The organism is Serratia sp. CY43202 (assembly GCF_052168755.1).
In the GTDB taxonomy this organism is placed as follows: domain Bacteria; phylum Pseudomonadota; class Gammaproteobacteria; order Enterobacterales; family Enterobacteriaceae; genus Serratia; species Serratia bockelmannii.
On sequence record NZ_JBJNMB010000003.1, the window covers coordinates 414175 to 440783 of the forward strand.

The 26609-nt window shown below is 62.2% G+C and carries 30 protein-coding genes; 18 read left to right on the forward strand and 12 right to left on the reverse strand.

Annotation, left to right across the window (positions count from 1 at the left end; translation table 11 throughout):
- Positions 1–67 precede the first annotated feature (67 nt).
- From phnF to phnP, 11 genes are read left to right on the forward strand one after another with little or no spacing between them, the layout of a single operon-like run.
- Entirely contained in the window at positions 68–796 is a 729-nt protein-coding gene (gene phnF, locus ACJ8J5_RS08390) for a phosphonate metabolism transcriptional regulator PhnF (protein WP_015376439.1), read from the forward strand.
- A complete protein-coding gene (gene phnG, locus ACJ8J5_RS08395; RefSeq protein WP_019453314.1) occupies positions 797–1240 on the forward strand; it encodes a phosphonate C-P lyase system protein PhnG in 444 nt (147 codons plus the stop codon).
- Positions 1241–1243: 3 nt separating this feature from the next.
- Complete coding sequence (phnH, locus tag ACJ8J5_RS08400) at positions 1244–1825, forward strand: phosphonate C-P lyase system protein PhnH (protein ID WP_060434017.1); 582 nt, start codon at positions 1244–1246, stop codon at positions 1823–1825.
- A complete protein-coding gene (locus ACJ8J5_RS08405; protein ID WP_342122676.1) occupies positions 1825–2910 on the forward strand; it encodes a carbon-phosphorus lyase complex subunit PhnI in 1086 nt (361 codons plus the stop codon). Before phnH ends, ACJ8J5_RS08405 begins: the two co-directional genes overlap by 1 nt.
- Entirely contained in the window at positions 2903–3763 is an 861-nt protein-coding gene (locus ACJ8J5_RS08410; protein WP_414104954.1) for an alpha-D-ribose 1-methylphosphonate 5-phosphate C-P-lyase PhnJ, read from the forward strand. The genes ACJ8J5_RS08405 and ACJ8J5_RS08410 overlap by 8 nt, the downstream gene beginning before the upstream one ends.
- On the forward strand, positions 3763–4551 hold the full coding sequence (gene phnK, locus ACJ8J5_RS08415; RefSeq protein WP_313258749.1) for a phosphonate C-P lyase system protein PhnK: 789 nt from the start codon (positions 3763–3765) through the stop codon (positions 4549–4551). The genes ACJ8J5_RS08410 and phnK overlap by 1 nt, the downstream gene beginning before the upstream one ends.
- 16 nt (positions 4552–4567) lie before the next feature.
- A complete protein-coding gene (phnL, locus tag ACJ8J5_RS08420; protein WP_142590982.1) occupies positions 4568–5272 on the forward strand; it encodes a phosphonate C-P lyase system protein PhnL in 705 nt (234 codons plus the stop codon).
- Positions 5272–6408: an alpha-D-ribose 1-methylphosphonate 5-triphosphate diphosphatase gene (phnM, locus tag ACJ8J5_RS08425; protein WP_025305091.1), complete on the forward strand. Its 1137-nt coding sequence runs from the start codon at positions 5272–5274 to the stop codon at positions 6406–6408. Before phnL ends, phnM begins: the two co-directional genes overlap by 1 nt.
- A complete protein-coding gene (gene phnN / locus ACJ8J5_RS08430) occupies positions 6408–6977 on the forward strand; it encodes a ribose 1,5-bisphosphokinase (RefSeq protein WP_049204452.1) in 570 nt (189 codons plus the stop codon). Before phnM ends, phnN begins: the two co-directional genes overlap by 1 nt.
- Entirely contained in the window at positions 6974–7576 is a 603-nt protein-coding gene (locus ACJ8J5_RS08435; protein ID WP_049294737.1) for a DapH/DapD/GlmU-related protein, read from the forward strand. The genes phnN and ACJ8J5_RS08435 overlap by 4 nt, the downstream gene beginning before the upstream one ends.
- 12 nt (positions 7577–7588) lie before the next feature.
- A complete protein-coding gene (gene phnP / locus ACJ8J5_RS08440; protein ID WP_049204450.1) occupies positions 7589–8371 on the forward strand; it encodes a phosphonate metabolism protein PhnP in 783 nt (260 codons plus the stop codon).
- Here phnP and ACJ8J5_RS08445 read toward each other — a convergent pair.
- Entirely contained in the window at positions 8322–8960 is a 639-nt protein-coding gene (locus ACJ8J5_RS08445) for an NAD(P)H-binding protein (protein ID WP_414104953.1), read from the reverse strand. The two genes, phnP and ACJ8J5_RS08445, sit on opposite strands and share 50 nt — an antisense overlap.
- A gap of 30 nt (positions 8961–8990) precedes the next feature.
- On the reverse strand, positions 8991–9431 hold the full coding sequence (locus ACJ8J5_RS08450) for a YhbP family protein (RefSeq protein ID WP_049294734.1): 441 nt from the start codon (positions 9429–9431) through the stop codon (positions 8991–8993).
- 434 nt (positions 9432–9865) lie between these two features.
- Here ACJ8J5_RS08450 and speFL point away from each other — a divergent pair, with 434 nt between their 5' ends.
- From speFL to ACJ8J5_RS08470, 4 genes are all read left to right on the forward strand, one after another.
- Positions 9866–9970, forward strand: a complete 105-nt coding sequence (gene speFL, locus ACJ8J5_RS08455) for a leader peptide SpeFL (RefSeq protein WP_004933443.1) — start codon at positions 9866–9868, stop codon at positions 9968–9970.
- Between the two features lie 272 nt (positions 9971–10242).
- Entirely contained in the window at positions 10243–12405 is a 2163-nt protein-coding gene (gene speF, locus ACJ8J5_RS08460; RefSeq protein ID WP_049294733.1) for an ornithine decarboxylase SpeF, read from the forward strand.
- Positions 12406–12467: 62 nt separating this feature from the next.
- Positions 12468–13784 (forward strand): putrescine-ornithine antiporter, encoded by a 1317-nt coding sequence (gene potE, locus ACJ8J5_RS08465; RefSeq protein WP_047571695.1) that lies wholly within the window; start codon positions 12468–12470, stop codon positions 13782–13784.
- A gap of 86 nt (positions 13785–13870) precedes the next feature.
- Positions 13871–14176, forward strand: a complete 306-nt coding sequence (locus ACJ8J5_RS08470; protein WP_180548047.1) for a GIY-YIG nuclease family protein — start codon at positions 13871–13873, stop codon at positions 14174–14176.
- Here ACJ8J5_RS08470 and ACJ8J5_RS08475 read toward each other — a convergent pair.
- Both ACJ8J5_RS08475 and ubiT read right to left on the reverse strand, forming a co-directional pair.
- The gene (locus ACJ8J5_RS08475) at positions 14163–14666 is read right to left on the reverse strand and encodes a GNAT family N-acetyltransferase (protein WP_048321240.1); all 504 of its coding nucleotides are present in this window, start codon (positions 14664–14666) and stop codon (positions 14163–14165) included. The two genes, ACJ8J5_RS08470 and ACJ8J5_RS08475, sit on opposite strands and share 14 nt — an antisense overlap.
- On the reverse strand, positions 14660–15181 hold the full coding sequence (gene ubiT, locus ACJ8J5_RS08480; RefSeq protein ID WP_039567957.1) for a ubiquinone anaerobic biosynthesis accessory factor UbiT: 522 nt from the start codon (positions 15179–15181) through the stop codon (positions 14660–14662). Before ubiT ends, ACJ8J5_RS08475 begins: the two co-directional genes overlap by 7 nt.
- Positions 15182–15439: 258 nt before the next feature.
- Between ubiT and ubiU the strand changes: the two genes are divergently transcribed.
- On the forward strand, positions 15440–16435 hold the full coding sequence (gene ubiU / locus ACJ8J5_RS08485; protein WP_033641666.1) for a ubiquinone anaerobic biosynthesis protein UbiU: 996 nt from the start codon (positions 15440–15442) through the stop codon (positions 16433–16435).
- An 11-nt stretch (positions 16436–16446) separates the two neighbouring features.
- Positions 16447–17325, forward strand: a complete 879-nt coding sequence (locus ACJ8J5_RS08490; RefSeq protein ID WP_043139250.1) for a U32 family peptidase — start codon at positions 16447–16449, stop codon at positions 17323–17325.
- Between the two features lie 35 nt (positions 17326–17360).
- On the opposite strand, the gene ACJ8J5_RS08495 is transcribed toward ACJ8J5_RS08490, so the two are convergent.
- The 3 genes from ACJ8J5_RS08495 to ACJ8J5_RS08505 are packed head-to-tail and all read right to left on the reverse strand — an operon-like array spanning position 17361 to position 20607.
- Positions 17361–18503 (reverse strand): ABC transporter permease, encoded by a 1143-nt coding sequence (locus ACJ8J5_RS08495; protein WP_173888085.1) that lies wholly within the window; start codon positions 18501–18503, stop codon positions 17361–17363.
- The gene (locus ACJ8J5_RS08500; RefSeq protein WP_044029869.1) at positions 18500–19654 is read right to left on the reverse strand and encodes an ABC transporter permease; all 1155 of its coding nucleotides are present in this window, start codon (positions 19652–19654) and stop codon (positions 18500–18502) included. The genes ACJ8J5_RS08495 and ACJ8J5_RS08500 overlap by 4 nt, the downstream gene beginning before the upstream one ends.
- On the reverse strand, positions 19636–20607 hold the full coding sequence (locus ACJ8J5_RS08505) for an HlyD family secretion protein (RefSeq protein WP_025305060.1): 972 nt from the start codon (positions 20605–20607) through the stop codon (positions 19636–19638). Before ACJ8J5_RS08505 ends, ACJ8J5_RS08500 begins: the two co-directional genes overlap by 19 nt.
- 231 nt (positions 20608–20838) lie before the next feature.
- Between ACJ8J5_RS08505 and ACJ8J5_RS08510 the strand changes: the two genes are divergently transcribed.
- Positions 20839–21852, forward strand: a complete 1014-nt coding sequence (locus ACJ8J5_RS08510; RefSeq protein ID WP_025305059.1) for a luciferase-like monooxygenase — start codon at positions 20839–20841, stop codon at positions 21850–21852.
- 38 nt (positions 21853–21890) lie between these two features.
- On the opposite strand, the gene yedF is transcribed toward ACJ8J5_RS08510, so the two are convergent.
- From yedF to nlpI, 5 genes are all read right to left on the reverse strand, one after another.
- On the reverse strand, positions 21891–22130 hold the full coding sequence (yedF, locus tag ACJ8J5_RS08515) for a sulfurtransferase-like selenium metabolism protein YedF (protein WP_033641662.1): 240 nt from the start codon (positions 22128–22130) through the stop codon (positions 21891–21893).
- A complete protein-coding gene (gene yedE, locus ACJ8J5_RS08520) occupies positions 22127–23341 on the reverse strand; it encodes a selenium metabolism membrane protein YedE/FdhT (protein WP_265536384.1) in 1215 nt (404 codons plus the stop codon). The genes yedF and yedE overlap by 4 nt, the downstream gene beginning before the upstream one ends.
- 146 nt (positions 23342–23487) lie before the next feature.
- On the reverse strand, positions 23488–25416 hold the full coding sequence (locus ACJ8J5_RS08525) for a DEAD/DEAH family ATP-dependent RNA helicase (protein ID WP_049208592.1): 1929 nt from the start codon (positions 25414–25416) through the stop codon (positions 23488–23490).
- On the reverse strand, positions 25406–25486 hold the full coding sequence (gene yrbN, locus ACJ8J5_RS08530) for a protein YrbN (protein WP_099032700.1): 81 nt from the start codon (positions 25484–25486) through the stop codon (positions 25406–25408). Before yrbN ends, ACJ8J5_RS08525 begins: the two co-directional genes overlap by 11 nt.
- 116 nt (positions 25487–25602) lie before the next feature.
- Positions 25603–26487 carry a lipoprotein NlpI gene (gene nlpI, locus ACJ8J5_RS08535; RefSeq protein WP_004933495.1) on the reverse strand — a complete coding sequence of 295 codons (885 nt, stop codon included), beginning with the start codon at positions 26485–26487 and terminating at the stop codon, positions 25603–25605.
- Between the last annotated feature and the right edge of the window lie 122 nt (positions 26488–26609).

Below are 26609 nucleotides of genomic sequence, written 5' to 3' on the forward strand. Positions count from 1 at the left end.
AGACGCACGATGAAACGCACCGCTTCCGCCTTCATCGCACAGCCATCGGTATGACGAGGTTTTTATTATGATGGAGTTATCTAGACATCCGACCACTTACCCCACGCGCTATCAGCAGATCGCCGCACAGCTGGAACAGGAGCTGCGCACGCAATACCGCTGCGGCGACTACCTGCCTTCGGAACAGCAGCTGGCCGAGCGTTATCAGGTCAATCGCCACACCCTGCGCCGCGCGGTGGATCAGCTGGTGGAGCGCGGCTGGCTGCAGCGCCGCCACGGCGTCGGCATTCTGGTGCTGATGCGGCCTTACGACTACCCGCTGCACGCCAATACCCGCTTCAGCCAGAATCTGTTCGAGCAGGGCAGCCATCCCACCAGTGAGCGCTTACTCGCTGTCTTGCGCCCGTGCAATGGGCATGTCGCCAGCGCACTCTCGCGTGAAGAAGGCGAAATGGTGATCCACCTGCGCACCCTGCGCCGGGTCAACGGCGTGCCGATGAGCGTGATCGACCACTATCTGCCCGATCTGGACTGGTGGCCGGCGCTGCAGCAGTTCCACAGCGGTTCGCTGCACCAGTTTATCGAACAGCACCTGCAGCAGCCGCTGACCCGCCGCCAGACGCGCATCAGCGCGCGCCGCGCGCAGGCCAAAGAGAGCCGGCTGCTGGAGATCGCCACCCACGCGCCGCTGCTGTGCGTGCGCACCCTTAACGTCCGCAGCGGCGGCGAAGACGTGGCGGAATACTCCGTCAGCCTGGCCCGCGCCGACATGATTGAACTGACGATGGAGCACTGAATGCAAGCCTTAGAGTCGAGACAACGCTGGATGTCGGTGCTGGCGCACAGCCGGCCCGAGCAGCTGCGCAGCCACTGGCAGGCGCTGAACCTCAGCCCGGGTTACCGCAGCATCCGCGCGCCGGAGATCGGCCTGGCCCAGCTGCAGGGGCGCATGGGCGCCACCGGCCGCCGCTTCGTGTTGGGGGACATGACGGTCACCCGCGCGGTGGTGCAGCTGGACAACGGCGGCTACGGCTACAGCTATATCGCCGGGCGCGACAAGGCGCACGCCGAGCTGTGCGCGCTGGCCGATGCGCTGCTGCAACAGCCGGAGCACGGCGAACGCCTGCAACAACAGCTGATCGCGCCGCTGGCCGCGCTGCAGCACGAACAGCGCCAGCTGCGCGCCCGGGCGATCGCCGCCAGCCGGGTGGACTTCTTTACGCTGGTGCGAGGGGATTAAGCCATGAGTTTATTGACCGGTTTTGAACAACCGATAGACCAATCGCAGCACGCTTTTCGTTTGATTCTTAAAGCCTTGAGCGAACCGGGCCACCGGGTGACGCTGCCGGCCGGCCCGGCCTGGGCGCCGCTGAACGCCGCCAGCACCGCCGCGCTGCTGACGCTGGCCGATCAGGAAACGCCGCTGCAGCTGTGCGCTGCGCTTAAAAGTGAGCGAGTGCTAACCAACATTCGTTTTCACAGCGGCGCGCCGCTGGCCACCGCGGCGCAGGAGGTCTGTTTTGCCCTGTTCGATGAGCAGCTGCAGGCCGCCGATCTGCAGGCGTTGCCGCACGGCACGGAAATCTCGCCGGAATCCGGCGCCACGGTGGTGGTGCAGCTTGCTGAGCTGGAGAACGGCGCCGCGCTGCGCCTGACCGGCCCCGGCATCGAGAATCATCGCCTGATTGCGCCGCGCCTGCCGCCGGCGCTGCTCGATTACCTGGTCAACCGTCCGCAGCGCTTCCCGCTGGGGCTGGATATTTTGCTGACCTGCGGCGATCGCCTGCTGGCGATCCCGCGGACCACCCGCGTGGAGGTGTGCTGATGTACGTAGCAGTAAAAGGGGGCGAAAAAGCCATTGAGGCCGCCCATCAGCTGCAGGAACAGCTGCGGCGCGGCGACGACGCGCTGCCGGCGCTCGGCGCGGAACAAATCGAACAGCAGCTGGGGCTGGCGGTGGATCGGGTGATGACCGAAGGCGGCATCTACGATCGCGAGCTGGCGGCGCTGGCCATCAAACAGGCCAGCGGCGATCTGGTGGAGGCGATCTTCCTGCTGCGCGCCTACCGCACCACCCTGCCGCGCCTGGCGGTCAGCGAGCCGCTGGCCAGCGAAAACATGCGGCTGGAGCGGCGCATCTCGGCGGTTTACAAGGACTTGCCCGGCGGGCAGGTGCTGGGGCCGACCTACGACTACACCCACCGGCTGCTGGACTTCGCGCTGCTGGCGGAAGGCGAGGCGCCGCGCGCGCCGCAGGCCGACGAACCGCTGCCGGACAACTGCAGCCACGTGTTCGATCTATTGTGTCGCCAGCAGCTGGCGCGGGAGGAACAAGACGACGGCAGCGCGCCGGACGACATCACCCGCAACCCGCCGGTTTACCCCTGCTCGCGCTCGGCGCGCCTGCAGCAGCTGGTGCGCGGCGACGAAGGTTTTCTGCTGGCGCTCGGCTACGCCACCCAGCGCGGCTACGGCCGCAACCACCCGTTCGCCGGCGAGATCCGCAGCGGCCACGTTTCGGTGGAGATCGTGCCTGAAGAGCTCGGTTTCGCCATCGATATCGGCGAAATCCTGCTGACCGAGTGCGAAATGGTCAACGGCTTCGTCGATCCCAAGGACCATCCGCCGCACTTCACCCGCGGCTACGGGCTGGTGTTCGGCCGCGCCGAACGCAAGGCGATGGCAATGGCGTTGGTGGATCGCGCATTGCAAAGCCCCGACTACGGCGAAGGCGTCGCCGGCCCGGCGCAGGACGAAGAGTTCGTGCTGGCCCACGCCGACAACGTCGAGGCCGCCGGCTTCGTCTCCCATCTCAAGCTGCCGCACTACGTCGACTTCCAGGCCGAACTGGAACTGCTCAAGCGGCTGCGACAGGAATACAGCGAGCGTCAGGAGGCCCGCGATGAGTGAAGTATTGACCGGCTATAACCTCGGTTATCTGGACGAGCAGACCAAGCGCATGATCCGCCGCGCCATCCTCAAAGCGGTGGCGATCCCCGGCTATCAGGTGCCGTTCGGCGGCCGCGAGATGCCGATGCCCTACGGCTGGGGCACCGGCGGCATCCAGCTCACCGCCAGCGTTATCGGCCGCGCCGACGTGCTGAAGGTGATCGACCAGGGCGCCGACGACACCACCAACGCGGTGTCGATCCGCCGCTTCTTCCAGCGCGTCGCCGGGGTGGAAACCACCGAACGCACGCCGGAGGCCACGCTGATCCAAACCCGTCACCGCATTCCGGAAACCGCGCTGCGCGAAGACCAGATCCTGATCTATCAGGTGCCGATCCCGGAGCCGCTGCGCTTTATCGAACCGCGCGAAACCGAGACCCGCAAGATGCACGCGCTGGAGGAGTATGGCGTGATGCAGGTGAAGCTGTATGAAGACATCGCGCGCTACGACCATATCGCCACCACCTACGCCTATCCGGTGAAGGTCAACGATCGCTACGTGATGGATCCGTCGCCGATCCCGAAATTCGACAACCCGAAAATGCACATGATGCCGGCGCTGCAGCTGTTCGGCGCCGGGCGCGAGAAACGCATCTACGCCCTGCCGCCGTTCACCAAGGTGGAGAGCCTGGACTTCGACGACCATCCGTTCAGCGTGCAGCAGTGGGACGAACCCTGCGCGCTGTGCGGTTCGCGCCACAGCTACCTGGACGAGGTGGTGCTCGACGATCAAGGCAACCGCATGTTCGTCTGTTCGGACACCGACTACTGCCGGCAGCAGCTGGCGCAATCTTCGCAAGAGGCGCAGCACTGATGACTTCCACCCCTTTGAGCACCACCCCGCTGCTGTCGGTGAACCGGCTCACCCACCTGTACGCCCCCGGTAAGGGCTTCAGCGACGTGTCGTTCGACATCTACCCCGGTGAAGTGCTGGGCATCGTCGGCGAATCCGGCTCCGGCAAAACCACGCTGCTGAAGTCGATCTCGGCGCGGCTGGCGCCGCAGCACGGGCAGATCCTTTACCGCCCACAGGCGGGCCAGCAACACGATCTGTACGCCATGGCGGAGAGCGATCGCCGCCGCCTGCTGCGCACCGACTGGGGCGTGGTGCACCAGCACCCGCTCGACGGGCTGCGGCCGCAGGTCTCCGCCGGCGGCAACATCGGCGAGCGGCTGATGGCCATCGGCCAGCGCCACTATGGCGACATTCGCCGCCAGGCCGGCCAGTGGCTGGAAGACGTCGAAATCCCGCTGTCGCGCCTCGACGATCTGCCGACCACCTTCTCCGGCGGCATGCAGCAGCGGCTGCAGATCGCCCGCAATCTGGTCACCCACCCCAAGCTGGTGTTTATGGATGAGCCGACCGGCGGGCTGGACGTGTCGGTGCAGGCGCGCCTGCTCGATCTGCTGCGCAATCTGGTGGTGGAGATGCAGCTGGCGGCGGTGATCGTCACCCACGATCTCGGCGTGGCGCGGCTGCTGGCCCACCGTCTGCTGGTGATGAAACAGGGCGAAGTGGTGGAGAGCGGCCTGACCGATCGGGTGCTCGACGATCCGCACCATCCTTACACCCAGCTGCTGGTTTCTTCGGTGCTGTCGTAACCCAAGGCGATAACAGATGACTATGCAAATCCGAGTTGAACATCTCAGTAAAACCTTTGTGCTGCACCAGCAGTACGGCACCCGCCTGCCGGTGCTGCACGACGCCAACCTGACGGTCCACGGCGGCGAATGCGTGGTGCTGCACGGCCACTCCGGCAGCGGCAAATCCACCCTGCTGCGCTCGCTGTACGCCAACTACCTGCCGGACAGTGGCCATATCTGGATCCACCACCAGGGCGACTGGCTGGACATGGTCAGCGCCGATGCGCGCCAGATTCTGGCGGTGCGCCGCCATACGCTGGGCTGGGTCAGCCAGTTCCTGCGGGTGATCCCACGCATCAGCGCGCTGGAGGTGGTGATGCAGCCGCTGCTGGAACAGGGCGTCGAGCGCGCCGAGTGCCGCGACCGCGCCGAAGCGCTGCTCGCAACGCTCAACGTGCCGCAGCGCCTGTGGCCGCTGGCGCCGTCCACCTTCTCCGGCGGCGAGCAGCAGCGGGTGAACATCGCGCGCGGCTTTATCGTCGATTACCCCATTCTGTTGCTGGACGAACCGACCGCCTCGCTCGACAGCCGCAACAGCGCGGCGGTGGTGCAGCTTATCGAACGCGCCAAGGCGCGCGGCGCGGCGATCGTCGGCATTTTCCACGATGAAGGCGTTCGCCAACAGGTCGCCGACCGGCTTTATGACATGCAGGCGCCGCAGGCGCTGGAGGCCCTCTGATGATCGTCAATAACGTTAAGCTGGTGCTGGATGACCAGGTGGTGCAAGGCTCGCTGGAGATGCAGGACGGCGTGATCCGCAGCTTCGCCGACGGCCCGAGCCGGCTGCCGCAGGCGCTGGACGGCGACGGCGGCTGGCTGCTGCCGGGGCTGATCGAGCTGCATACCGACAACCTGGACAAGTTCTTCACACCACGCCCGAACGTCGACTGGCCAGCCCATTCGGCGATGAGCAGCCACGATGCGCTGATGGTGGCCAACGGCATCACCACGGTGCTGGACGCGGTGGCGATCGGCGACGTGCGTGACGGCGGCCACCGGCTGGAAAACCTGCAGAAGATGATCGACGCGGTGATCCACAGCCAGCGCGCCGGGGTGAACCGCGCCGAGCACCGGCTGCACCTGCGCTGCGAGCTGCCGCACGAGAGCACGCTGCCGCTGTTCGAACAGCTGATGGACAAGCCAGGCGTGTCGCTGGTGTCGCTGATGGACCATTCGCCGGGCCAGCGCCAGTTCGCCTCGCGCGAAAAGTACCGCGAATATTATCAGGGCAAATACCACCTCAACGACCAGCAGATGAGCGAGTACGAGGAGCAGCAGGTCGCCCTGTCCGCCCGCTGGGCCGCGCCGAACCGCGAGGCGATCGCCGCCCACTGTCGCGCGCGCCGCATCTCGCTGGCCAGCCATGACGACGCCACCGCCGCGCACGTGGCCGAATCCTGCGCGCTGGGCAGCGCGATCGCCGAGTTCCCCACCACCGAGGCGGCCGCCCGCGCCTCGCACCAGCAGGGCCTGCAGGTGCTGATGGGCGCGCCGAACATCGTGCGCGGCGGTTCCCACTCCGGCAACGTGGCGGCGCACCACCTGGCGGCGCTGGGGGTGTTGGACATTCTCTCTTCCGATTATTACCCGGCCAGCCTGCTGGATGCGGCGTTTCGCCTCGCGGCGGACGAACGCAACGCCTACGATCTGCCCCAGGCGGTGCGCATGATCACCCGCAACCCGGCGCGGGCGCTGGATCTGCAGGATCGCGGCTCCCTCGCCGAAGGGCTGCGGGCGGATCTGGTGCTGGCGCGGCCGCACGGCGAGCACGTTTATGTGCAGAACGTGTGGCGCCAGGGCAGGCAGGTGTTCTGATGGCGCGGCTCATCTATCTGATGGGGCCTTCCGGCGCAGGCAAGGACAGCCTGCTGGCCGCGCTGCGGGCCGACGCCGACCACGCGCCGCTGGTGGCGCACCGTTACATCACCCGGCCGGCGGACGCCGGCTGCGAGAATCACATCGCGCTGAGCGAACCCGAATTTCTGCGCCGCCGCGCCAAGGGGCTGTTCGCGCTCGACTGGCAGGCCCACCAGCAGCGCTACGCGTTCGGGATCGAAGTGGATCTTTGGTTGCTGCAGGGGATCGACGTGGCGGTCAACGGTTCGCGCGCCCACCTGCCGCAGGCGCAGCAGCGCTACGGTGCGCAGCTGCTGCCGGTGTGCCTGCAGGTCAACGCCGCGATCCTGCGCCGGCGCCTGCAGGATCGGGGGCGAGAAAGCGCCGAACAGATCGAGCAGCGGCTGGCGCGGGCGGCGGAATATCAGCAGAGTCTGCCCGCCGGCTGCCGGGTGCTGCACAACGACGGCCCACTCGACGACACCCTGGCGGCGCTGCTGGCGCTGCTGCCCACCCCTACCCGACAAGCTCAGGATGCGACGCCATGAACGACTTTGCCCAGCCGAAAATCGGCGACAACGTGACCCTTAACCGCACCCGGCTCGGCCAGTATGTGCACCTGGCCGACGATGCGATCCTGGAAGAGGTGGAGATGGGGGATTACTCCTACACCGCCGGGCACAACCAGATCTTTTACGCCACTATCGGCAAGTTCGTCTCCATCGCCTCCTATGCGCGCATCAATCCCGGCAACCACCCGACCTACCAGCGCATTGCGCAGCACCACTTCACCTATCGCGCTTCCGAATACGGGCTGGGGGAAGACGACGCGGCGTTCTTCGACTGGCGGCGCGAGCACCACGTCACCGTCGGCCACGACGTGTGGATCGGCCATAACGCCATTCTGATGCCGGGCGTCAGCGTCGGCAACGGCGCAGTGATCGGCAGCGCGGCGGTGGTCACCAAGGACGTGGAACCTTACAGCATCGTCGCCGGCGTGGCGGCCAAAAAGATCGGCATGCGCTTCGACGATGCGCTGATCGAGCGTATCGAACGCAGCCAGTGGTGGCACTGGGATCACGCTACGCTGCAGGCGCGGCTGGCGGATTTTCGCGACATCCACCGCTTTGCGCAGAAGTACCTTTAACGGAGGGGAGCGATGCAACTGACCTTTCTCGGCACCGGCGGCGCGCAGCAGGTGCCGGTGTTCGGCTGCGACTGCCTGAGCTGCCAACGGGCGCGGCGCGAGCCGGCATTTCGGCGGCGAGCGTGCAGCGCCATGCTCAACTATCAGGGGGAAACGACCTTATTGGATGCGGGATTGCCGGCTTTGGAGCGGCGATTTTCGGCGGGGCAAATTCAACGTTTTTTACTGACACATTACCACATGGATCACGTTCAGGGGTTATTTCCTTTGCGTTGGGGGTGCGGAAATTCCATTCCGGTGTATGGCCCGCCGGATGAACAGGGCTGCGACGACCTGTTCAAACACCCCGGTATTCTGGCATTTCAGCCGCCGTTGGCCCCCTTCGCCACCGTCGAGCTGGGCGGCATGCGCATCACCCCGCTGCCGCTGCAACACTCCAAACTGACCCACGGCTATCTGATCCAGGCGGCGGGCGCTGCGCTGGCCTACCTGACCGACACCGTCGGCCTGCCGCCGGCCACCGCCGACTATTTGCAGAACGTGGCGCTGGATCTGCTGGTGCTCGATTGCAGCCTGCCGCCTCAGCCGCAGGCGCCGCGTAACCACAATGACCTGACCCGCGCGCAGGAGACGCAGCGGTTGCTGCAGCCCAAACGCACGCTGCTGACGCACATCAGCCATCATCTCGATCGGTGGCTGCTGGACAATGAACTGCCCGCCGGGCTGGAGCTGGCGTTCGATCACCTCAGCGTGAGCCTCGGTAGCAGTGCAGCCGATCCGACTCCAGCACCCTGACCCCTTCGCCCGGCGTGAACGCCTGCTGCAGCAGCGTCTGCGCCACGTCTTTGGCGGAGACGGCGCGCCATTTGCCGGGCAACAGCCTGAACAGCGGCAGCGTGAGGCGCTCCATCAGGCGCGGCGCAGGGCGCTCCCCTACCAGCATGGAAGGCCGCACCAGCGTCAGGCGCGGCCAGCGCTGTTCGCGCAGCGCTTGCTCCATTTCGCCTTTGGTGCGGTTATACAGGAAGGTGGAATCCGCGTTGGCGCCCAACGCACTCACCACCAGACAGTGCTGTGCCCCCAACCGGCGGCCGGTCAGCGCGCTCTCCACCACCAGTTGGTAATCGACGTAGCGGAAGGCATCGGCGCTGCCCGCCGCCTGGCGGGTGGTGCCCAGGCAGCAGAACACCAGATCGACCGGCTGCTGCAGGCTACTCAGCAGCTCGAACAGCGCATCGCCGACCGGGTTGGTCAGCTTGCCGTGCGGCGGCAGCGGCGTGCGCGTCGGCGCCACGATGGCCGTTATCTGCGGATCGCTTTGCAACAGCTGCAGCAACTCGCGCCCCACCAGCCCGGTTGCGCCGACTAACAGTGCTCGCGCCATGCAATCTCCCGTTGTAATCAATACGTCGACTTAAAGTATAGACCGCGCCCAGTGCAGCTTCTTGCCGAAGCCGAGGGTGTTGTCGGTCATCTTCACCTCGTGCAGATCCAGCCGCCATACCGAGGCCTTCATCGCCCTGGCGATCGGGAAGCGCTTGCGGTAACGCGCGCGCGCCGCCTCGGCTTCTTCACCGCTCAGCAGCACCGCCTCGGCGCGGTATTGCACGCCGCGGATCAGCGCGATGCTTTTCGGTTTCGGCGCGATGGTGCCGACCACCCGGCCGTTGTTCAGCATCAGCCCGCCGTGGCGGGTGTGCGGTTCGGTCATCAGCCACAGCGCCATCGTCGCGGCGTCGAACACGTAAAAACAGTTGGCGCACCACATGTCGAGGCCGTCGCCGGCGCACAGCGTTAAGACATGTTGCTTGCCGATGAAATCCGCAATCTGTTGCCGTTGTTCTGAGGTATTCAAGGTTACTCGCCTCCCGGTTCACTCACTTCATCTTACCCTGCGTTGTTGAGGCGAGTCACAAATAACGATAATCATCAAAAATCACACATGAATATAAACACAACAATAATGAATTTTTATTTATTTTTGCATAAAGCAGATTGATAACATAAAAAACACAAGGCGGATTTATTTGATCGTCATGTAGCCGGTTATTTGACCGCTTTTTTTTATTCCTTTCCGAGCGCCATTGAAATTAAGCGCTTAAGGGCCGCGAGCATTAGCAATTCATTTACATGCCAACCTCTGGACCCGGATGATACTTATGCAATTCATTGCATAACAGGTGAATAGTTATTTATAAACACCGGCATTTATGTGACTTTAATCACGATTTTTAGCCCACCTTGCGTTAAAATAGCGCCATCTTTTCACTCAGCAAGGTGGATTAGAAAATGGAAAACAATAACCGAAAAATGGCGCACATCAGGCGCACAACCCATATTATGATGATGGCTCATCGCAGCTGCTTTAGTTTCGCATTCTTCAACTACAGATAACCCTCCCCCTCGCTCTTACGCCGTTGATAAGAGTGTCATTGCGTTTTATTTATTCTCCGCACGCCGGTGATAATATCTCTTTCTCGCTAACCGGGAAGGACACGCAATTCATTTTTAATTTCGGCCAAGCGCATCCAAGCTAAATAAAACAGCGAACACAGTTAATGCCTTTCGGCATCACTGGGTTCTCGCACACCTTTATTTTCGTGAAGGCGTTAACGGCAAATGGAATTATTTGCCGGCGGAATGCCTTTGCCTGAAGAATGAGAAAAATGAAAAAATTAAAAATTGCCGCCAACACCCAAACCCTCGGCTGCTTTGAAACCGAACGCGACATCGTCGATGTGCACCACAGCGATTTCAATGACGTCGCCGCCATCGTGCTATCGGTAGAAGACGTCACGCAAGGCATGGTGGCGCGCATCGAAGAACACGGCCTGAACATTCCGCTGTTCGTCGCCGTCTGCTGCGAAGAAGAGCTGGATAACGCCGTCTTGCCGGCGCTGCACGGTGTGTTTGAACTGTGCGGCAAGAATACCCAGTTCTACGGCAAACAGCTGGAGGCCGCCGCCGCCAAATATGAGAGCGAACTGCTGCCGCCGTTCTTCAACACGCTGACGCAGTATGTGGAAATGGGCAACGCCACCTTCGCCTGCCCCGGCCACCAGGGCGGCGAGTTCTTCCGCAAACACCCGGCGGGCCGCCAGTTCTTCGACTTCTACGGCGAAACGCTTTTCCGCTCCGACATGTGCAACGCCGACGTCAAACTGGGCGATCTGTTGATCCACGAAGGCGCGCCTTGCGCCGCGCAGCAGCACGCCGCCAAGGTATTCAACGCCGACAAGACCTACTTCGTGCTCAACGGCACCTCGGCCTCGAACAAGGTGGCGACCAACGCCCTGCTGACGCGCGGCGATCTGGTGCTGTTTGACCGCAACAACCATAAATCCAACCACCACGGCGCGTTGATCCAGGCCGGCGCCACGCCGGTGTATCTGGAAACTGCCCGCAACCCGTTCGGCTTTATCGGCGGCATCGACGCGCACTGCTTCGACGAACGCTACCTGCGCCAACAGATCCGCGAAGTGGCGCCGGAACGCGCCAACGAAGCCCGCCCGTTCCGCCTGGCGATCATCCAGCTCGGCACCTACGACGGCACCATCTACAACGCCCGCCAGGTGGTCGACAAGATTGGCCACCTGTGCGACTACATCCTGTTCGACTCCGCCTGGGTGGGCTATGAGCAGTTCATTCCGATGATGAAAGACTGCTCGCCGCTGCTGCTGGAGCTGAACGAGAACGATCCCGGCATCATCGTCACCCAGTCGGTGCACAAACAGCAGGCCGGCTTCTCGCAAACCTCGCAGATCCACAAAAAAGACAAGCATATCAAGGGGCAGAGCCGCTACTGCAACCACAAGCGCTTCAACAACGCCTTTATGCTGCACGCCTCCACCAGCCCGTTCTATCCGCTGTTCGCCGCGCTGGACGTCAACGCCAAGATGCACGAGGGCAAGAGCGGCCAGCGCCTGTGGCAAGAATGTGTGCGCGTGGGCATCGAAGCGCGCAAAATGCTGCTGGACACCTGCACGATGATCAAACCGTTCGTGCCGGATCAGATCGACGGCAAGCCGTGGCAGGCCTATGACACCGCGGCGATGGCCAACGATCTGCGCTTCTTCAACTTCGTGCCCGGCGAGAAGTGGCACGCCTTTGAGGGCTATGCCGAGTCGCAGTACTTCGTCGATCCGTGCAAGCTGCTGCTCACCACGCCGGGTATCGATACCGCCACCGGCAGCTACAGCGAGTTCGGCATCCCGGCGACCATTCTGGCCAACTACCTGCGCGAAAACGGCATCGTGCCGGAAAAATGCGATCTCAACTCGATCCTGTTCCTGCTGACGCCGGCGGAAGACATCGCCAAGATGCAGCACCTGGTGGCCCTGATCGCCCGCTTCGAGAAGCACATCGAGCAAAACTCCCTGCTCAGCGAGGTGCTGCCTGCGGTCTATAAAAACCACCAGCAGCGCTACAAAAACTACACCATCCGCCAGCTGTGCCAGGAAATGCACGATCTTTACGTCAGCTATGACGTTAAAGAACTGCAAAAAGAGATGTTCCGCAAAAGTTATTTCCCGCGCGTGGTAATGAATCCGCAGGATGCCAATACCGAGTTCGTGCGCGGCAATGTGGAATTGGTGTCGCTGGCCAAGGCCGAGGGCCGCATCGCCGCCGAAGGCGCCCTGCCTTACCCACCAGGCGTGCTGTGCGTCGTGCCCGGTGAAATTTGGGGCGGCGCCGCGCAGCGTTATTTCCTGGCACTGGAAGAAGGCATCAATTTATTGCCGGGGTTCGCGCCGGAATTGCAGGGCGTTTATATCCAACAGGATGAGGACGGCTGGAACCGTGCTTACGGCTACGTCATGAAAAATTAATCACCTTACGGGGCGGCGATAATTCCCGCCGCCCGGATCGCATCCTAAAAGAGAAAATGATCATGAGTAAGTCCAATAATAAAATGGGGGTCGTGCAATTAACGATCCTGACCGCCGTGAATATGATGGGTTCCGGCATAATTATGCTGCCGACCAAGCTGGCCGAAGTGGGCACGATTTCGATCGTTTCCTGGCTGGTGACCGCCGTCGGCTCGATGGCACTGGCCTACGCGTTCGCCAAATGCGGCATGTTCAGCCGTAAATCCGGCGGCATGGGCGGCTACGCCGAATACGCCTTCGGCAAATCAGGCAACTTTATGGCGAACTACACCTACGGCGTTTCGCTGCTAATCGCCAACATCGCCATCGCCATTTCCGCCGTCGGCTACGGCACCGAGCTGTTTGGCGCTACGCTCAGCCCGCTCGGGATCTGTATCGCCACCATCGGCGTGCTGTGGCTTGCGACCGTCGCCAACTTCGGCGGTGCGCGCATCACCGGTAAAATCAGCGGCATCACCGTCTGGGGCGTGATCATTCCGGTGGTGGGCATCTCGGTCATCGGCTGGTACTGGTTCAGCGGCAGCGCCTACGTCGCCGCCTGGAACCCGCATCAGGTGCCGACCTTCGAAGCCATCGGCGCCTCCATCTCGATGACCCTGTGGGCGTTTCTGGGGCTGGAATCCGCCTGCGCCAACACCGACGTGGTGGAAAATCCGGAGCGCAACGTGCCGATCGCCGTACTGGGCGGCACCCTCAGCGCGGCGGTGATCTATATCATTTCGACCAACGTGATCGCCGGCATCGTGCCGAACATGGATCTGGCCAACTCCACCGCCCCGTTCGGGCTGGCGTTCTCCCACATGTTCAACCCAACGGTCGGCAAGATCATCATGGCGTTGATGGTGATGTCCTGCGTCGGCTCGCTGCTCGGCTGGCAGTTCACCATCGCTCAGGTGTTCAAATCCTCCGCCGACAGCGGCTTCTTTCCGAAAATCTTCTCCAAGCTGAGCAAAGCCGACGCGCCGGTTAAAGGCATGCTGACCATCGTCGTCATTCAGAGCGGTTTGTCGCTGATGACCATCAGCCCATCGCTGAACAAGCAGTTCAACGTGCTGGTGAACCTGGCGGTGGTGACCAACATCATCCCTTACATCCTGTCGATGGCGGCGCTGGTCATTATTCAGAAAGTGGCGAAGGTGCCGGACAACAAGGCGCGTATCGCCAATATCATCGCAGGTATCGGCGCGCTGTACAGCTTCTATGCGCTCTACAGCTCCGGTGAGGAAGCGATGATGTGGGGCGCCATCGCCACCTTCCTCGGCTGGACGCTGTACGGCATCGTCTCGCCGCGCTTCGAGCTGGCGGGAAAAAAGGGGTAAAGCGGTAAGGCACCGGCGGCCGGGGATGGGATTGTGATGGCGAACATGCCATCATACGCCGACCCTGGCCACCGAAACGGCGTACGATGACCGACACTTCCCCCACTCTCTGGCACCTCTATATGCTGCGTTTACCGAGTGGCATGCTGTATACCGGCATCACCACCGACGTGGCGCGCCGCCTGGCGCAGCATCAGGCCGGCAAAGGCGCCAAGGCGCTGCGCGGCAAAGGGGAATTGACGCTGGCGTTTCACTGCCAGGTGGGGGATCGCTCAACGGCGCTGAAGCTGGAATACCGCGTCAAACAGCTGAGCAAAATACAAAAAGAGCGGCTGGTGAATCACCCGCCGCTGTCGTTGGAGTATCTATTGCCGATCGTTAAAAGCGATTAAACGGCGCAGAAAAAGCCACTTCGCCGCTGACGCCATTCAGGGCATCTTCCGCCAGCGGATACACCTGAAACGCGCTTTCCGTGTCCGGCCAGCGGCAGTGCAGGCCATAGGCGGCGGCCGGTTTAAAGCCGAAGCGGCCGTAGTAGGCCGGATCGCCCAGCACCACCACCGCGGCGTAGCTGAATTCGTTCAGCGAATCCAAGCCTTCGTACACCAGCTTTTCAGCCAGCCCCTGGCGGCGCAGGCTTTCGTCTACCGCCAGCGGCGCCAGCGCCACCCATTGGCGGTCTTCGCCGGCCACGTCCACCGGGCTGAACGCGGCGTAACCCACTACCCCGCCTTCGTCGTCAGTGGCGACCACGCCCAGCGTCAGCAGGCCGTCTTCGCGCAGCTGCTGCACCAGATCGGCTTCGTCGTCGCGGCCAAAGGCGCGGCGCAGCAAGGCATCGATGCCCGCCGCGTCTACCGGGATCTCTACGCGGATCAGCATGATACCGCCACACGGGAAGCCGACGCCGTGCCCTCCTGCAACCCTGCTTCGACAAAATCAGCCAACTGCAACAGCCCCATGCGCAGCGGCGCAGGCATGCTTTCCAGCTCGATGGCGTCCATCAAATTTTTCACATACAGGCCCAATTCGGTATCCCCTTCAATCTGCAGCCGACGCTGAAAGAACAGCGTATCCGGATCTTGCTTGCGCGCCGCGATCAGGATCAGATCGTTGGCGTCGCCGCTGAAGCTGACGTCCGCTTCGGCGTGCTGGCTGACCACCAGTTTGTCGTTTTCTACCGTCATAAACCATTGTAGCGCCAGATCGCGAACTTCGATCTTCAACCAACGCGATTCGAGAAACTCCAGATCCCCATCCGCCAACGCCTGGCGGAATTGCCAGCTCAGCACCTGTTGCAGCAGCTGGCGCTGCAGAGCGAACGGCGTGAATTTCAACGGGATGCGCAGCAGCGACGGCCCCTGGCGCACAAGGCGTGCTCGTAGTTGTTCCAACACGGTCATCCACTCCTTTTAATACGGACTACCGCTATTTTGCCACACTGACGCGCGGCTTCAGCGGTCTATATCAACAAATAGTGCATTTCACCGCCATGTTTATCAATACGCCATAAGCTGCCTCAAATCAAAACCTGTGTGTGCCCCATTGCCTAAAATGACCTCCCCGATTCGCATTTGCCGGCGGAACACCGCCGCCGGCAACCTTTAAAGACAGCGTGCGCCCGGCCGGGCGCACGGCTAAGCCAGGATAAATCTATGGAGCTGCTTTGTCCCGCCGGCAACCTGCCGGCCCTGAAGGCCGCGGTGGATAACGGCGCCGATGCCGTTTACATCGGTCTGAAAGACGATACCAACGCGCGCCACTTCGCCGGCCTTAACTTCACCGAGAAAAAGCTGCAGGAAGCGGTCGATTACGTGCATCGCCACGGCCGCAAACTGCATATCGCCATCAACACCTTCGCCCATCCCGACGGCTACGCCCGCTGGCAGCGCGCGGTGGATATGGCCGCCCAACTGGGCGCCGACGCGTTGATTCTGGCGGATCTGGCGATGCTGGAATACGCCGCCCAGCGCTACCCGCAGCTGGAACGCCACGTTTCGGTGCAGGCTTCCGCCACCAATGAGGAGGCGATCCGTTTCTACCAACGCAACTTCGAGGTCGGCCGGGTGGTGCTGCCGCGGGTGCTGTCGATGCACCAGGTGAAACAGCTGGCGCGCACCAGCCCGGTGCCGCTGGAAGTGTTCGCCTTCGGCAGCCTGTGCATCATGGCCGAAGGGCGCTGCTACCTCTCCTCCTACCTGACCGGCGAGTCGCCGAACACCGTCGGCGCCTGTTCGCCGGCGCGTTTCGTGCGCTGGCAGCAAACCGCACAGGGCATGGAGTCGCGCCTGAACGACGTGCTGATCGACCGCTACCAGGACCATGAAAACGCCGGTTACCCGACGCTGTGCAAGGGCCGCTATCTGGTGGACGACGTGCGCTACCACGCGCTGGAAGAGCCCACCAGCCTCAATACGTTGGAGCTGCTGCCGGAGCTGCTGGCCGCCAACATTGCCTCGGTGAAGATCGAAGGCCGCCAGCGCAGCCCGGCTTACGTCAGCCAGGTGGCACGCGTCTGGCGCCAGGCGATCGACCGTTGCCAGGCCGATCCGGCCGCCTACCGCGCCGACGCCGCCTGGATGGAGACGCTGGGCGCGATGTCCGAGGGCACCCAGACCACGCTGGGCGCCTATCACCGCAAATGGCAGTAGCCGGAGGAAACATGAAATACGCACTGGGGCCGGTACTCTACTACTGGCCGAAAAACGACATCGCGGCGTTCTATCAGCAGGCGGCGGAGAGTAACGCCGACATCATTTATCTCGGCGAGAGCGTCTGCACCAAGCGGCGCGAGATGAAGGTCGGCGATTGGCTGGCGCTGGCGCGCGACATCGCCCGCAGCGGCAAGCAGGTGGTGATCTCCACGCTGGCGCTGCTGCAGGCGCCGTCCGAACTGAATGAGCTGAAACGCTATGTGGAGAACGGCGAGTTCCTGTTTGAAGCCAACGATCTGGGCGCAGTGAACATGGCGGCGGAGCGCGGCTTGCCGTTCGTGGCCGGCCATGCGCTGAACTGCTACAACGCCTATACTCTGCGCCTGCTGCGCCGCCAGGGCATGATGCGCTGGTGCATGCCGGTCGAGCTGTCACGCGATTGGCTGGCCAATCTGCTGACGCAGTGCGACGAGCTGGGCTTCCGCCACGACTTCGAGGTGGAAGTGCTGAGCTACGGCCATCTGCCGCTGGCCTATTCGGCGCGCTGCTTCACCGCCCGCTCGGAAAACCGCGGCAAGGACGAGTGCGAAACCTGCTGCATCAAGTATCCGCAGGGCCGCATGATGCGCTCCCAGGAACAGCAGCAGGTGTTCGTACTCAACGGCATCCAGACCATGAGCGGTTACTGCTACAACCTCGGCAACGAGCTGCCAAGCATGCAGGGGCTGGTGGACATCGTGCGACTGTCGCCGCAGGGCGCCGAGACGCTGGCACAGATCGATGCCTTCCGCGCCAACGAGCGCGGCGAGCAGCCGCTGGCCTTGACCGACCACGCCGACTGCAACGGCTACTGGCGCCGCGTGGCGGGGTTGGAGTTGGTGGGGTGATCCTCGCTCCCCTCCTCACCGAGGGGAGTTTTCAATCAACTCGCCCGCCGCTTCCTGAACATCCCACGCAGCGCCACGCTGTTGCGCAAGAAGGCCACGCCGAAGCCCAGCAGGGTGTAGACCACGCCGAGCACCAGCATCATCATCACGTCGCCCCACACTTCATTCAGCGACAGCCCCATCTGGTTGACGCCGGCGATCGCCTTGGTGCCCCAGGTGGAGGGAATGCTGTACGAGATGGCGCGCACCCAGGCCGGCATCGACTGCAGCGGCCAGATAGTGCCGGACAGGTAGAAGACCGGCGTCGTGATGAACGCCAGCGTCAGGTAGATCATCTCGACGCTGCGCAGGCACTCGGTCACCAGCTTGCCCAGCCCCAATACCGCCAGCAGGAACGGGAAGGTCAGCAGCAGCAGTTCGGCGATGTTCGCCGTCTGCCGATAGCCCAAGACCCACGGCCACAGCACGAACAGCACGATCGACAGGAACAGCCAGATCGGCAGCAGCGCCGTCAGCCCGCCGAGGTGCGCCGCCAGCGGCGCTTTGCCGCCGGGCATGCTCTTCATGGCGATATTGACGCGGATACAGGCGATCAGCAGCGAGTGCTGCAACAGCATCACCAACAGGCCGGGGAAGATGATCGCCGCGAAGCTGATGCCGGGGTTAAACACGTCCAGCGTTTGCCCCAGTATCGGCGTCAGCAGTATCTGCGCCTGCCGTTCGCTGAAACCGCTGCGCAGCAGCAGCCCGTTGTTGTACTCCGTCAGCAGCTGCTGATAGGCCGCCACCACGTCCTGTTGGATCTGGCCGTTGGCCAGACGGTTGGTGGCGTCGCCGTACACCGGCACCACGATGTTCTGCCCGCTGAGGATCTTCTTCTCCAGATCCACCGGCATGATGATCACCGCAAACAGCTTGCGCCAGCTGAGATCGCGCTGTGCCTGTTCCAGGCTGTCGTAGGTTTCAATCGCTATCTTGGAGGTGGCGTCCAGTTGGCGGATCAGCTGGCGGCTGGCGGTGCTGTGGTCCTGATCGACCACCCCCACCGGCAGATCCCACACCGTGCGGTTGGCGTACACCAGGCTCATGATGCACAGCGACAGGATCAGCATCAGCCACACCGGCCGCTCCAGCATGCCGAGCAACACCTTAACGAAGGTTTGCCAATAGAGCTTCATCCGGCGTTCCCCTCTTTTGCCAGCCGCGCCGGCAGGCGATTGCGCACCAGCAGCGCGGCCACCAGCGGATAGACCGCCAGCAGCGCGCACACGCTGAAGATGGCGCTGGCGTGCACCTGCCGCAGGAACACGTCGAACATCGCGTACAGCGCGTGGGTCAGCGGTTCGATGTTGGAAATGATGCGCGCCGGCAGCGGCATCGACAGCTCAGGCACCGCCATGCCGGAGAAGGTCATCGCGATACTGACCAAAATACCAATCAGGCTGTAGGCGGTGATGGTGCTGCCGGTAAAGGTGTACAGCAGCAGGCCGATGCTCTGCGCCGCCATCACGTAGAACAGGCCGATCATCAGCATAAACAGCGGATTGCCGCTGACGCGGGCGTCAAAGATACCCACCAGCGCCGCGATCTCCACCATCAGCAGGGTGGTGAAACACAGCGTGTACGGTGCCAGCTTGCCGAGCAGCGCCAGGCTGAACGGCTTGGCCTGCAGCAGCGACTTGCTGCGCGCCAGCACGTAGATCATGCAGGTCACCGCGAACAGCTGCAGCAGGTGGATGGTGGCGGCGAACTGCTGGTAATAGATATAGCTGCCGCTGGCGTTGAACAGGCTGCCGTAGGAGAGCGTCACGTCCGCCAACGGCGGCAGCGTCTTGCCCATCTCGGTGGCGATGATGCTGCGGGTGCTGGCGTTGATTTCGTTCATCAGGCCGCCAAAGTCCTGGGTGGAGTACAGCCCGGCACCGTAGAACAACGCATTGTAGTACATCACTACGCTAGGCTGTTTGCCCGACAGCGCGTTGGCCTCAAAGTCCGGCGGGATATACAGCAACGCGTAATCCTGCGCGCTGCGCAGGCGGCTCAGCGACTCCGGCAGCCCGCCGCCATATGCCTCGACGTGGGCGTGCGAGCCGGCGTCCAGCCGCCGCGTCAGCGATTTGGACAGCGGGCTGTGATCGCTGTCCACCACCGAGACCGGCAGATCGAGCAGCGTGCCTTCGGAGAAGTTGCTGCTGATCAGCGCAAACAGGATCAGCGGAAAGATCCAGCTCAGCCAGTGCACCACCGGGCTGCGAAAGGCGACGCGACACTCTTTGTCGAACGCGTGACTGAAGCAGCGCCAGCCGGCCCTTACTCTTTCCATTGCCATAAGGTGCTCATCCCCGGACGCAGGCCGTCCACCGGCTGTGACGGATACAGGCGCACTTCGAAGGTTTTCAGGTCGAAGTCGCCGGTGGCGCGGGTGGCGCGTTTGGTGGCGTAATCCCCCAGCGGCGCGATGTAGCGCACCTCGGTGTCGATCATTTTGTCCTTCAGCGCCGGCACCCGCAGCGTGACCTTGTCGCCTTTGCGCACGTGGGCCAGGATGTCTTCACGCAGGTTAAACACGAAGTAGGCGTCCGGCACCCGGATCAACGTCACCAGCGGGCTGCCGGCGTTCAGCAATTCGCCCACTTCGGCCGGGATCGGCCCCACTTCGCCGTCCACCGGCGCTTTCACCTGCAGATCGTCGCTCTGCGCCTGGATCTGCAGCAGGTTCTCTTCCGCCGCCCGCAGCGCCGCCGCATATTGCTGCCGCTGCTCGACGCGGTCGCCGTTGATGCCTTCATCCAGATTGGCCTTGGCGGCCTGCACCTGTTGGAAGGCGGTGTCGCGCGACCGGCGCGAAGCGTCCAGCTCGGACTTCGAGATATAGCCCTTGCCGGCCACGCTCAGGTTGCGGTTGTAGTCGTTTTGCGCATTGCGGTACTGCGCCTCGGCCTGCGCCAGGTTGGCGCGCAGGTTGCGGATGCTCTCTTCACGGGTGCCGTGCAGCGACAGCTCGAGCTGCGCCTTGGCCTCGTCGCGCGTCGCCTGCGCGGAACGCAGCTGCGCCATCAGTTCGGGGCTATCGAGTTGAATGATCAGTTGGCCGCTTTTCACGTCGTCGCCGCGTTCGATCAGGCGTTCAACGACCCGGCCTTTCGCCTTGGATGCGACGATCACTTCGGGGGCATCCACTTCACCCTGCAGCAACAGATCCTGATTGTGCGCGCGGAACAGGATCGCCAATGCGATCGCCGCCAACATCAGCAACAGGGTAAACAGCGTCTTTTTTTTCATTATGTCAGCTCCCGGAACGGTAAGCGGCGGGCGGGGATCATCATTTCCATGTCTCAAATTGCTCCAAAAAACACCATTGCTCTCATGAGGATATCACAAGCACATATCTCCTCTTTTATAACTATAAATTGGATTATGCTTTTAACACTAAAAAGCATCTTTTTTCGGCTTTTTGGTATGCAGACTCCTGCAATCGCCCTTTAAGCGATCCACTCTCTGATGGACGATGTCATGACTGAACACACTGCGGTACCGCTGTCGGTACTGGATTTATCGCCAATCCCGCAAGGGGCCAAAGCGCGCGACGCTTTCCACTGTTCGCTGGACTTAGCGCAGCACGCCGAACGCTGGGGCTACCAGCGCTACTGGCTGGCCGAGCACCACAACATGACCGGCATCGGCAGCGCCGCCACCTCGGTGCTGCTGGGCTATCTGGCCGCCGGCACCCAGAGCATTCGCCTCGGCTCCGGCGGCGTGATGCTGCCGAACCATGCGCCGCTGGTGATCGCCGAGCAGTTCGGCACGCTGGAGTCGCTCTACCCGGGGCGCATCGACCTGGGGTTGGGCCGCGCGCCCGGCACCGACCAGCGCACCATGATGGCGCTGCGCCGCCACCTGTCCGGCGACGTGGATACCTTCCCGCGCGACGTGCAGGAACTGCAAAACTATTTCTGCGACGCGCAGCCCGGCCAGCCGGTGCAGGCGGTGCCGGGCCAGGGGCTGCACGTGCCGCTCTGGCTGCTCGGTTCCAGCCTCTATAGCGCGCAGCTGGCGGCGCAGCTCGGCCTGCCGTTCGCCTTCGCCTCGCACTTCGCCCCGGATATGCTGTTCCAGGCGCTGCAGCTGTACCGCGAGAACTTCAAACCGTCCAAACAGCTGGCGCAGCCGCACGCCATGGTGTGCGTCAACGTGATCGCCGCCGAGAGCGACAGCGATGCACGCTTCCTGTTCAGCTCGATGCAGCAGCAGTTCATCAATCTGCGCCGCGGTTCGCCCGGTCCGCTGCCGCCGCCAGTGGATAACATCCACGCGCTGTGGACCGCCGGTGAACAATACGGCGTCGAACAGGCGCTGCGGATGTCGATCGTCGGCGATGAAAAAACGGTGCGCCACGGGCTGCAAACGCTGCTGCGTGAAACCGATGCCGACGAGATCATGGTCAACGGCCAGATTTTCGATCACCAGGCGCGGCTGCGTTCGTTCGAGATTGTTGCCGGCGTGAAGGGCGACATCGTGAAGGGATAAAAAGCGAAAAGGCGGTGGGGAACCCCACCGCCTCGGCGTTAACGCTGGATCAGGTAGCGGATGGTCGGCCCGTCCTGCTGGATATCCAGCACCTTGTAGCCGTGGTTGCGCGCATCAAGCGGGATGTTGTTGATCGACTGCGGGCAATCGCTGATCACCTCCAGGATCTCCCCCGGTTTCAACTGCGGCATCGCCTCCAGCGTCGCCACCGCCGGGTACGGGCAAGGCTCGCCCAGCATGTCCAGCCGGTAGTCCGGCACTATCGTCGTCGCTTTCATGGCATGCTCCTCAAATTCACCACCTGCGCCTCAGGCCGGGCGCGGAAAAAGCGTTTCTCCCACCACAGCATGGCGGCGAAGGCCAGCGCCAGCAGCAGGTAAGTCACCAGCAGGCCGCCGATCGGGCCGAAGGTGTCGAGCAGGTTGATCTTGTCGTAGTCGGTCGCCAGCGCCGGCGCCAGATCGTCCCAGTAATAGGCCAGCAGCGTAGCGCCGATGATGTTGCCCAGCCCCACCCACCAGTAGTGCACCTGCCCTTCCACCGCGCGGTACATCCAGCCGGTTTCGCAACCGCCAGCCAGCACGATGCCGAAGCCGAACAGCAAGCCGCCCAGCACCGCATTCGGGCCGGCCCACATGATCTTCGGCGCCACGCCGAGCTGCACGTAGCTGAAGATGCCGATGGCGCTCACCGCCATGCCGATGATGATGGCTTTCGCCATGTGAGTGCGGCCGGTGATCCACAGATCGCGGAACGCCGAGGTGAAGCAGATCTGCGCGCGTTCGATCAGCAAACCGAAGCCGATACCGAACAGCATGGCGATACCGAGCTTCGGCGCATCGAACAGCGTCCACAGCGACCAGGCCACCGCTAGGCCGAAGACCGCCATGCCCAGCCGGAAGCGGCGGCGCGCCTGCTCAGGCTTCTGCGTCAACGGCGCGGCGGACTTCACCTTTTGCAATTTGACCGGGATGCGGAACATCGGCAACAGCGTGAATTTGGCGCCGAAGTAGGAGCCGGCGGCGGTCGCCAGCGCGAAGAACCAGGCGTGCAGCGAGAACTGCGGGATGCCGGTGAAAAACGCTGCCAGGTTACAGCCCATCGCCAGGCGCGCGCCGAAACCGGCGATGATGCCGCCCAGCAGCGCCTGTACGATGCGAATGCGGTGCTGCGGCTGGCGCAGCTTGATGTTGTTGGCCCACAGCGCGGCGGCGGTGCAGCCGGCGAACATGCCGATGATCATGCGCCCGTCGATGCGTTCCAGCGGCGTGCCCTGCAGGCCGATAACCTTGAAATAGCCCCACTGCTCGGGGTGCAGGCCGAACCACTGCAGCACATGGCCGCCCCAGCGGGTGAATTCCCCGGTCACCGCCCAGAAGGTGCCGGTCATGCCGAAGTAGTAGGTAGAAAGGATCCCGGCAGCGATCACCGCCGGCAGCGGCGCCCAAAAGCGCACCAGGTATTGAGATTTGAACTGCTGCCAACTCATGGCATCTCCCGTGCATATCATCCATAAGAAAAAACCTTATGAATGATACGCCATTCAGGGGCGTTTGACGGCAATTTTCAGGCATAAAAAAACCAGCCCGCAGGCTGGTTTTTCAGAGCGCTTCACCGCGAACGGTGAATCAGCGATTACGCGTCGCCGAAACGACGACGTGGTGCTGCCGGTGCGCTGTCATCACGGCGTGGCGCCGGCTTGCCGTCACGGTTGTAGTTACCGCCACGACGCTCGCCGCCGTTACCGCCTTCGCGACGTTCTCCGAAGGAACGACGTGGGCCGCCTTCGCGACGTTCACCGTTGAACGGACGGCCGTTACCGTTGCCACGACGCTCGCCACCGTTGCCACCGTCACGACGCTCGCGACGTTCGAACGGCTGTGCATCGCCCAACAGCTGCATGTTCATCGGCTTGTTCAGGATGCGAGTGCGAGTGAAGTGATTCAGGATCTCGCCCGGCATGCCTTTTGGCAGCTCGATGGTGGAGTGGGAAGCGAACAGCTTGATGTTACCGATGTAACGGCTGCTGATGTCGCCTTCGTTAGCGATAGCGCCAACGATATGACGGACTTCTACGCCATCGTCGCGGCCCACTTCGATGCGGTACAGCTGCATTTCGCCAACGTCACGACGTTCGCGACGCGGACGGTCACCGTCACGGCTATCGCGACGGTCGCCACGATCACCGCGGCGATCGTCACGGTCGTTGAACTCACGGCGCTGGCGCGGTTTGAAGACCGGATCCGGCGGCAGGATCAGCGGACGTTCGCCCTGAGCCATTTTCAGCAGCGCTGCGGCCAGGGTTTCCATATCCAGCTCTTCTTCCGGCTGCAGTTTGGTCAGCAGTGCGCGGTACAGATCCAGATCGCTGCTTTCCAGCTGCTGCTGAACTTTCGCAGCGAACTTGGCCAGACGACGCTCGCCCAGCAGTTCTGCGTTTGGCAGCTCCACTTCAGGGATGGTCAGCTTCATGGTGCGTTCGATGTTGCGCAGCAGGCGGCGTTCGCGGTTTTCCACGAACAGCAGCGCACGGCCGGCGCGACCCGCACGGCCGGTACGGCCGATACGGTGAACGTAAGACTCGGAGTCCATCGGGATGTCATAGTTGACAACCAGGCTGATGCGCTCAACGTCCAGGCCGCGGGCCGCAACGTCGGTCGCGATCAGGATATCCAGACGACCGTCTTTCAGGCGCTCCAGGGTCTGCTCACGCAGCGCCTGGTTCATGTCGCCGTTCAGCGCGGCGCTGCTGTAACCGCTGCGCTCCAGCGCTTCGGCCACTTCCAGGGTCGCGTTCTTGGTACGAACGAAGATGATCGCCGCGTCAAAGTCTTCGGCTTCCAGGAAACGCACCAGCGCTTCGTTTTTACGCATGCCGTAGACCGACCAGTAGCTCTGGCTGATGTCCGGACGGGTGGTCACGCTGGACTGGATGCGCACTTCCTGCGGCTCTTTCATGAAGCGGCGGGTAATGCGACGGATCGCTTCCGGCATGGTGGCGGAGAACAGCGCGGTCTGATGTTCTGCCGGGATCTCAGCCATGATGGTTTCTACGTCTTCGATAAAGCCCATGCGCAGCATTTCGTCGGCTTCATCCAGCACCAGACCGCTCAGGTTAGAGAGGTTCAGGGTGCCGCGCTTCAGGTGGTCCAGCAGACGACCTGGGGTACCCACAACGATTTGCGGGCCCTGGCGCAGAGCGCGCAGCTGTACGTCGTAACGCTGGCCGCCGTACAGGGCTACCACGTTGACGCCGTTCATGTGTTTGGAGAAATCGGTCATCGCTTCGGCAACCTGAACCGCCAGTTCGCGGGTCGGTGCCAGCACCAGGATCTGAGGTGCTTTCAGGTCTGCCTGCAGGTTGTGCAGCAGCGGCAGCGAGAACGCTGCGGTTTTACCACTACCGGTCTGTGCCATGCCCAGCACGTCGCGGCCGTTCAACAGGTGAGGAATACACTCAGCCTGGATCGGAGATGGTTTTTCATAGCCCAGATCGTTCAGGGCGGAAATGATTGGAGCAGACAGCCCCAGATCAGCAAAAGAGGTTTCAAACTCAGTCGTCATGTACACGTGCCTCATTAATAATGGCAGCCAGTCTACATAACTCGTCGAGAAAATTTTCAGTCATTTTCATTGAAAAGTGTGAACCGGCTCAAATTAGATTATAAAACGAACAAAAAAGCCCTCGCCCGTTAAGGCGATAACTTTGGTTAAAAACCAATGTCCATCAGGCTGATAGGTGTTCGTCAGCTATTGCTGGTCCGATTCCGATAGGTCGTCTTGCTCTTGGCCCAAAAGCGCCAATTCCAACAATGCATAGCGGTGCTCAACAAAGTTGTGAACGTTGTTAGACACCGTCAGTTTGAACAGCGCCGAAGCGGTGTCCTTGTCCCCCAGACTCAGGTAGTGTTTACCCAAATAGAAGTCAGTTTCACTGAGATGCTCAGCGAGCGAAGTGTTATCCGTTGCATCTGCCTTGAGGCGTTCCATCAGCGTTTTTTCGCTGATCTTGCCCAGGTAGAATTCGACAATATTCCATCCCCATTGCCCTCTGTCCGCTTTGTCATAGCGCTGCTGAAGCGCTACCTCGGCCTTCTTGGGATCGATTTCTCGCTCCACCAGATACAGCCATAACGAACGGAAGGGATCGTTTGGGTCGTCTTGATAAAACGCCTGCAGATCATCCTGCGCCAACGGGAAGCGGCCGCCATAATACAGTGCGATGCCCCGGTTTAAACGCGCGTAATTGTAAGTTGGATCAAGCTCTAGTACAGAATCAAACGCTTCATAGGCAGCATCAAAATTGCCTGCCTGCGTTAAGTAAATGCCCAGGTAGTTGAAAACTTCCGGCATGTCGGGACGTATCGCCAGCGCCTGCGAGAAATCATTGCGCGCTAATGCACGTAACCCGAGGCTATCATACAGCACACCGCGCTCATATAAAAGCTGTGCGCGTTCGTCGTCCGTCAGTGCCCGGCTGGCAAGAATTTGTTCCATGCGCGCCAGGATCACTTCCTGCTGCAACGTTGGCTGCAACGGGATTGCCAAAACTTCGTCTTTACGCCAATCATGGTTGCTGCATCCTGCCAGCATGAGTGCTGTCGCAACGTAACACCAGCGCAAGAAAGGCTTCATTTCCCACTCCCGAAGACAAACATTGGATGAACGTCCTGTCCTCCGTTTGCTAAAACGCGGGCATCCTACCCGCGCGATACGAACAGCTCCCAACCCCATGGTGGGGAGCTGTAAAACTATCT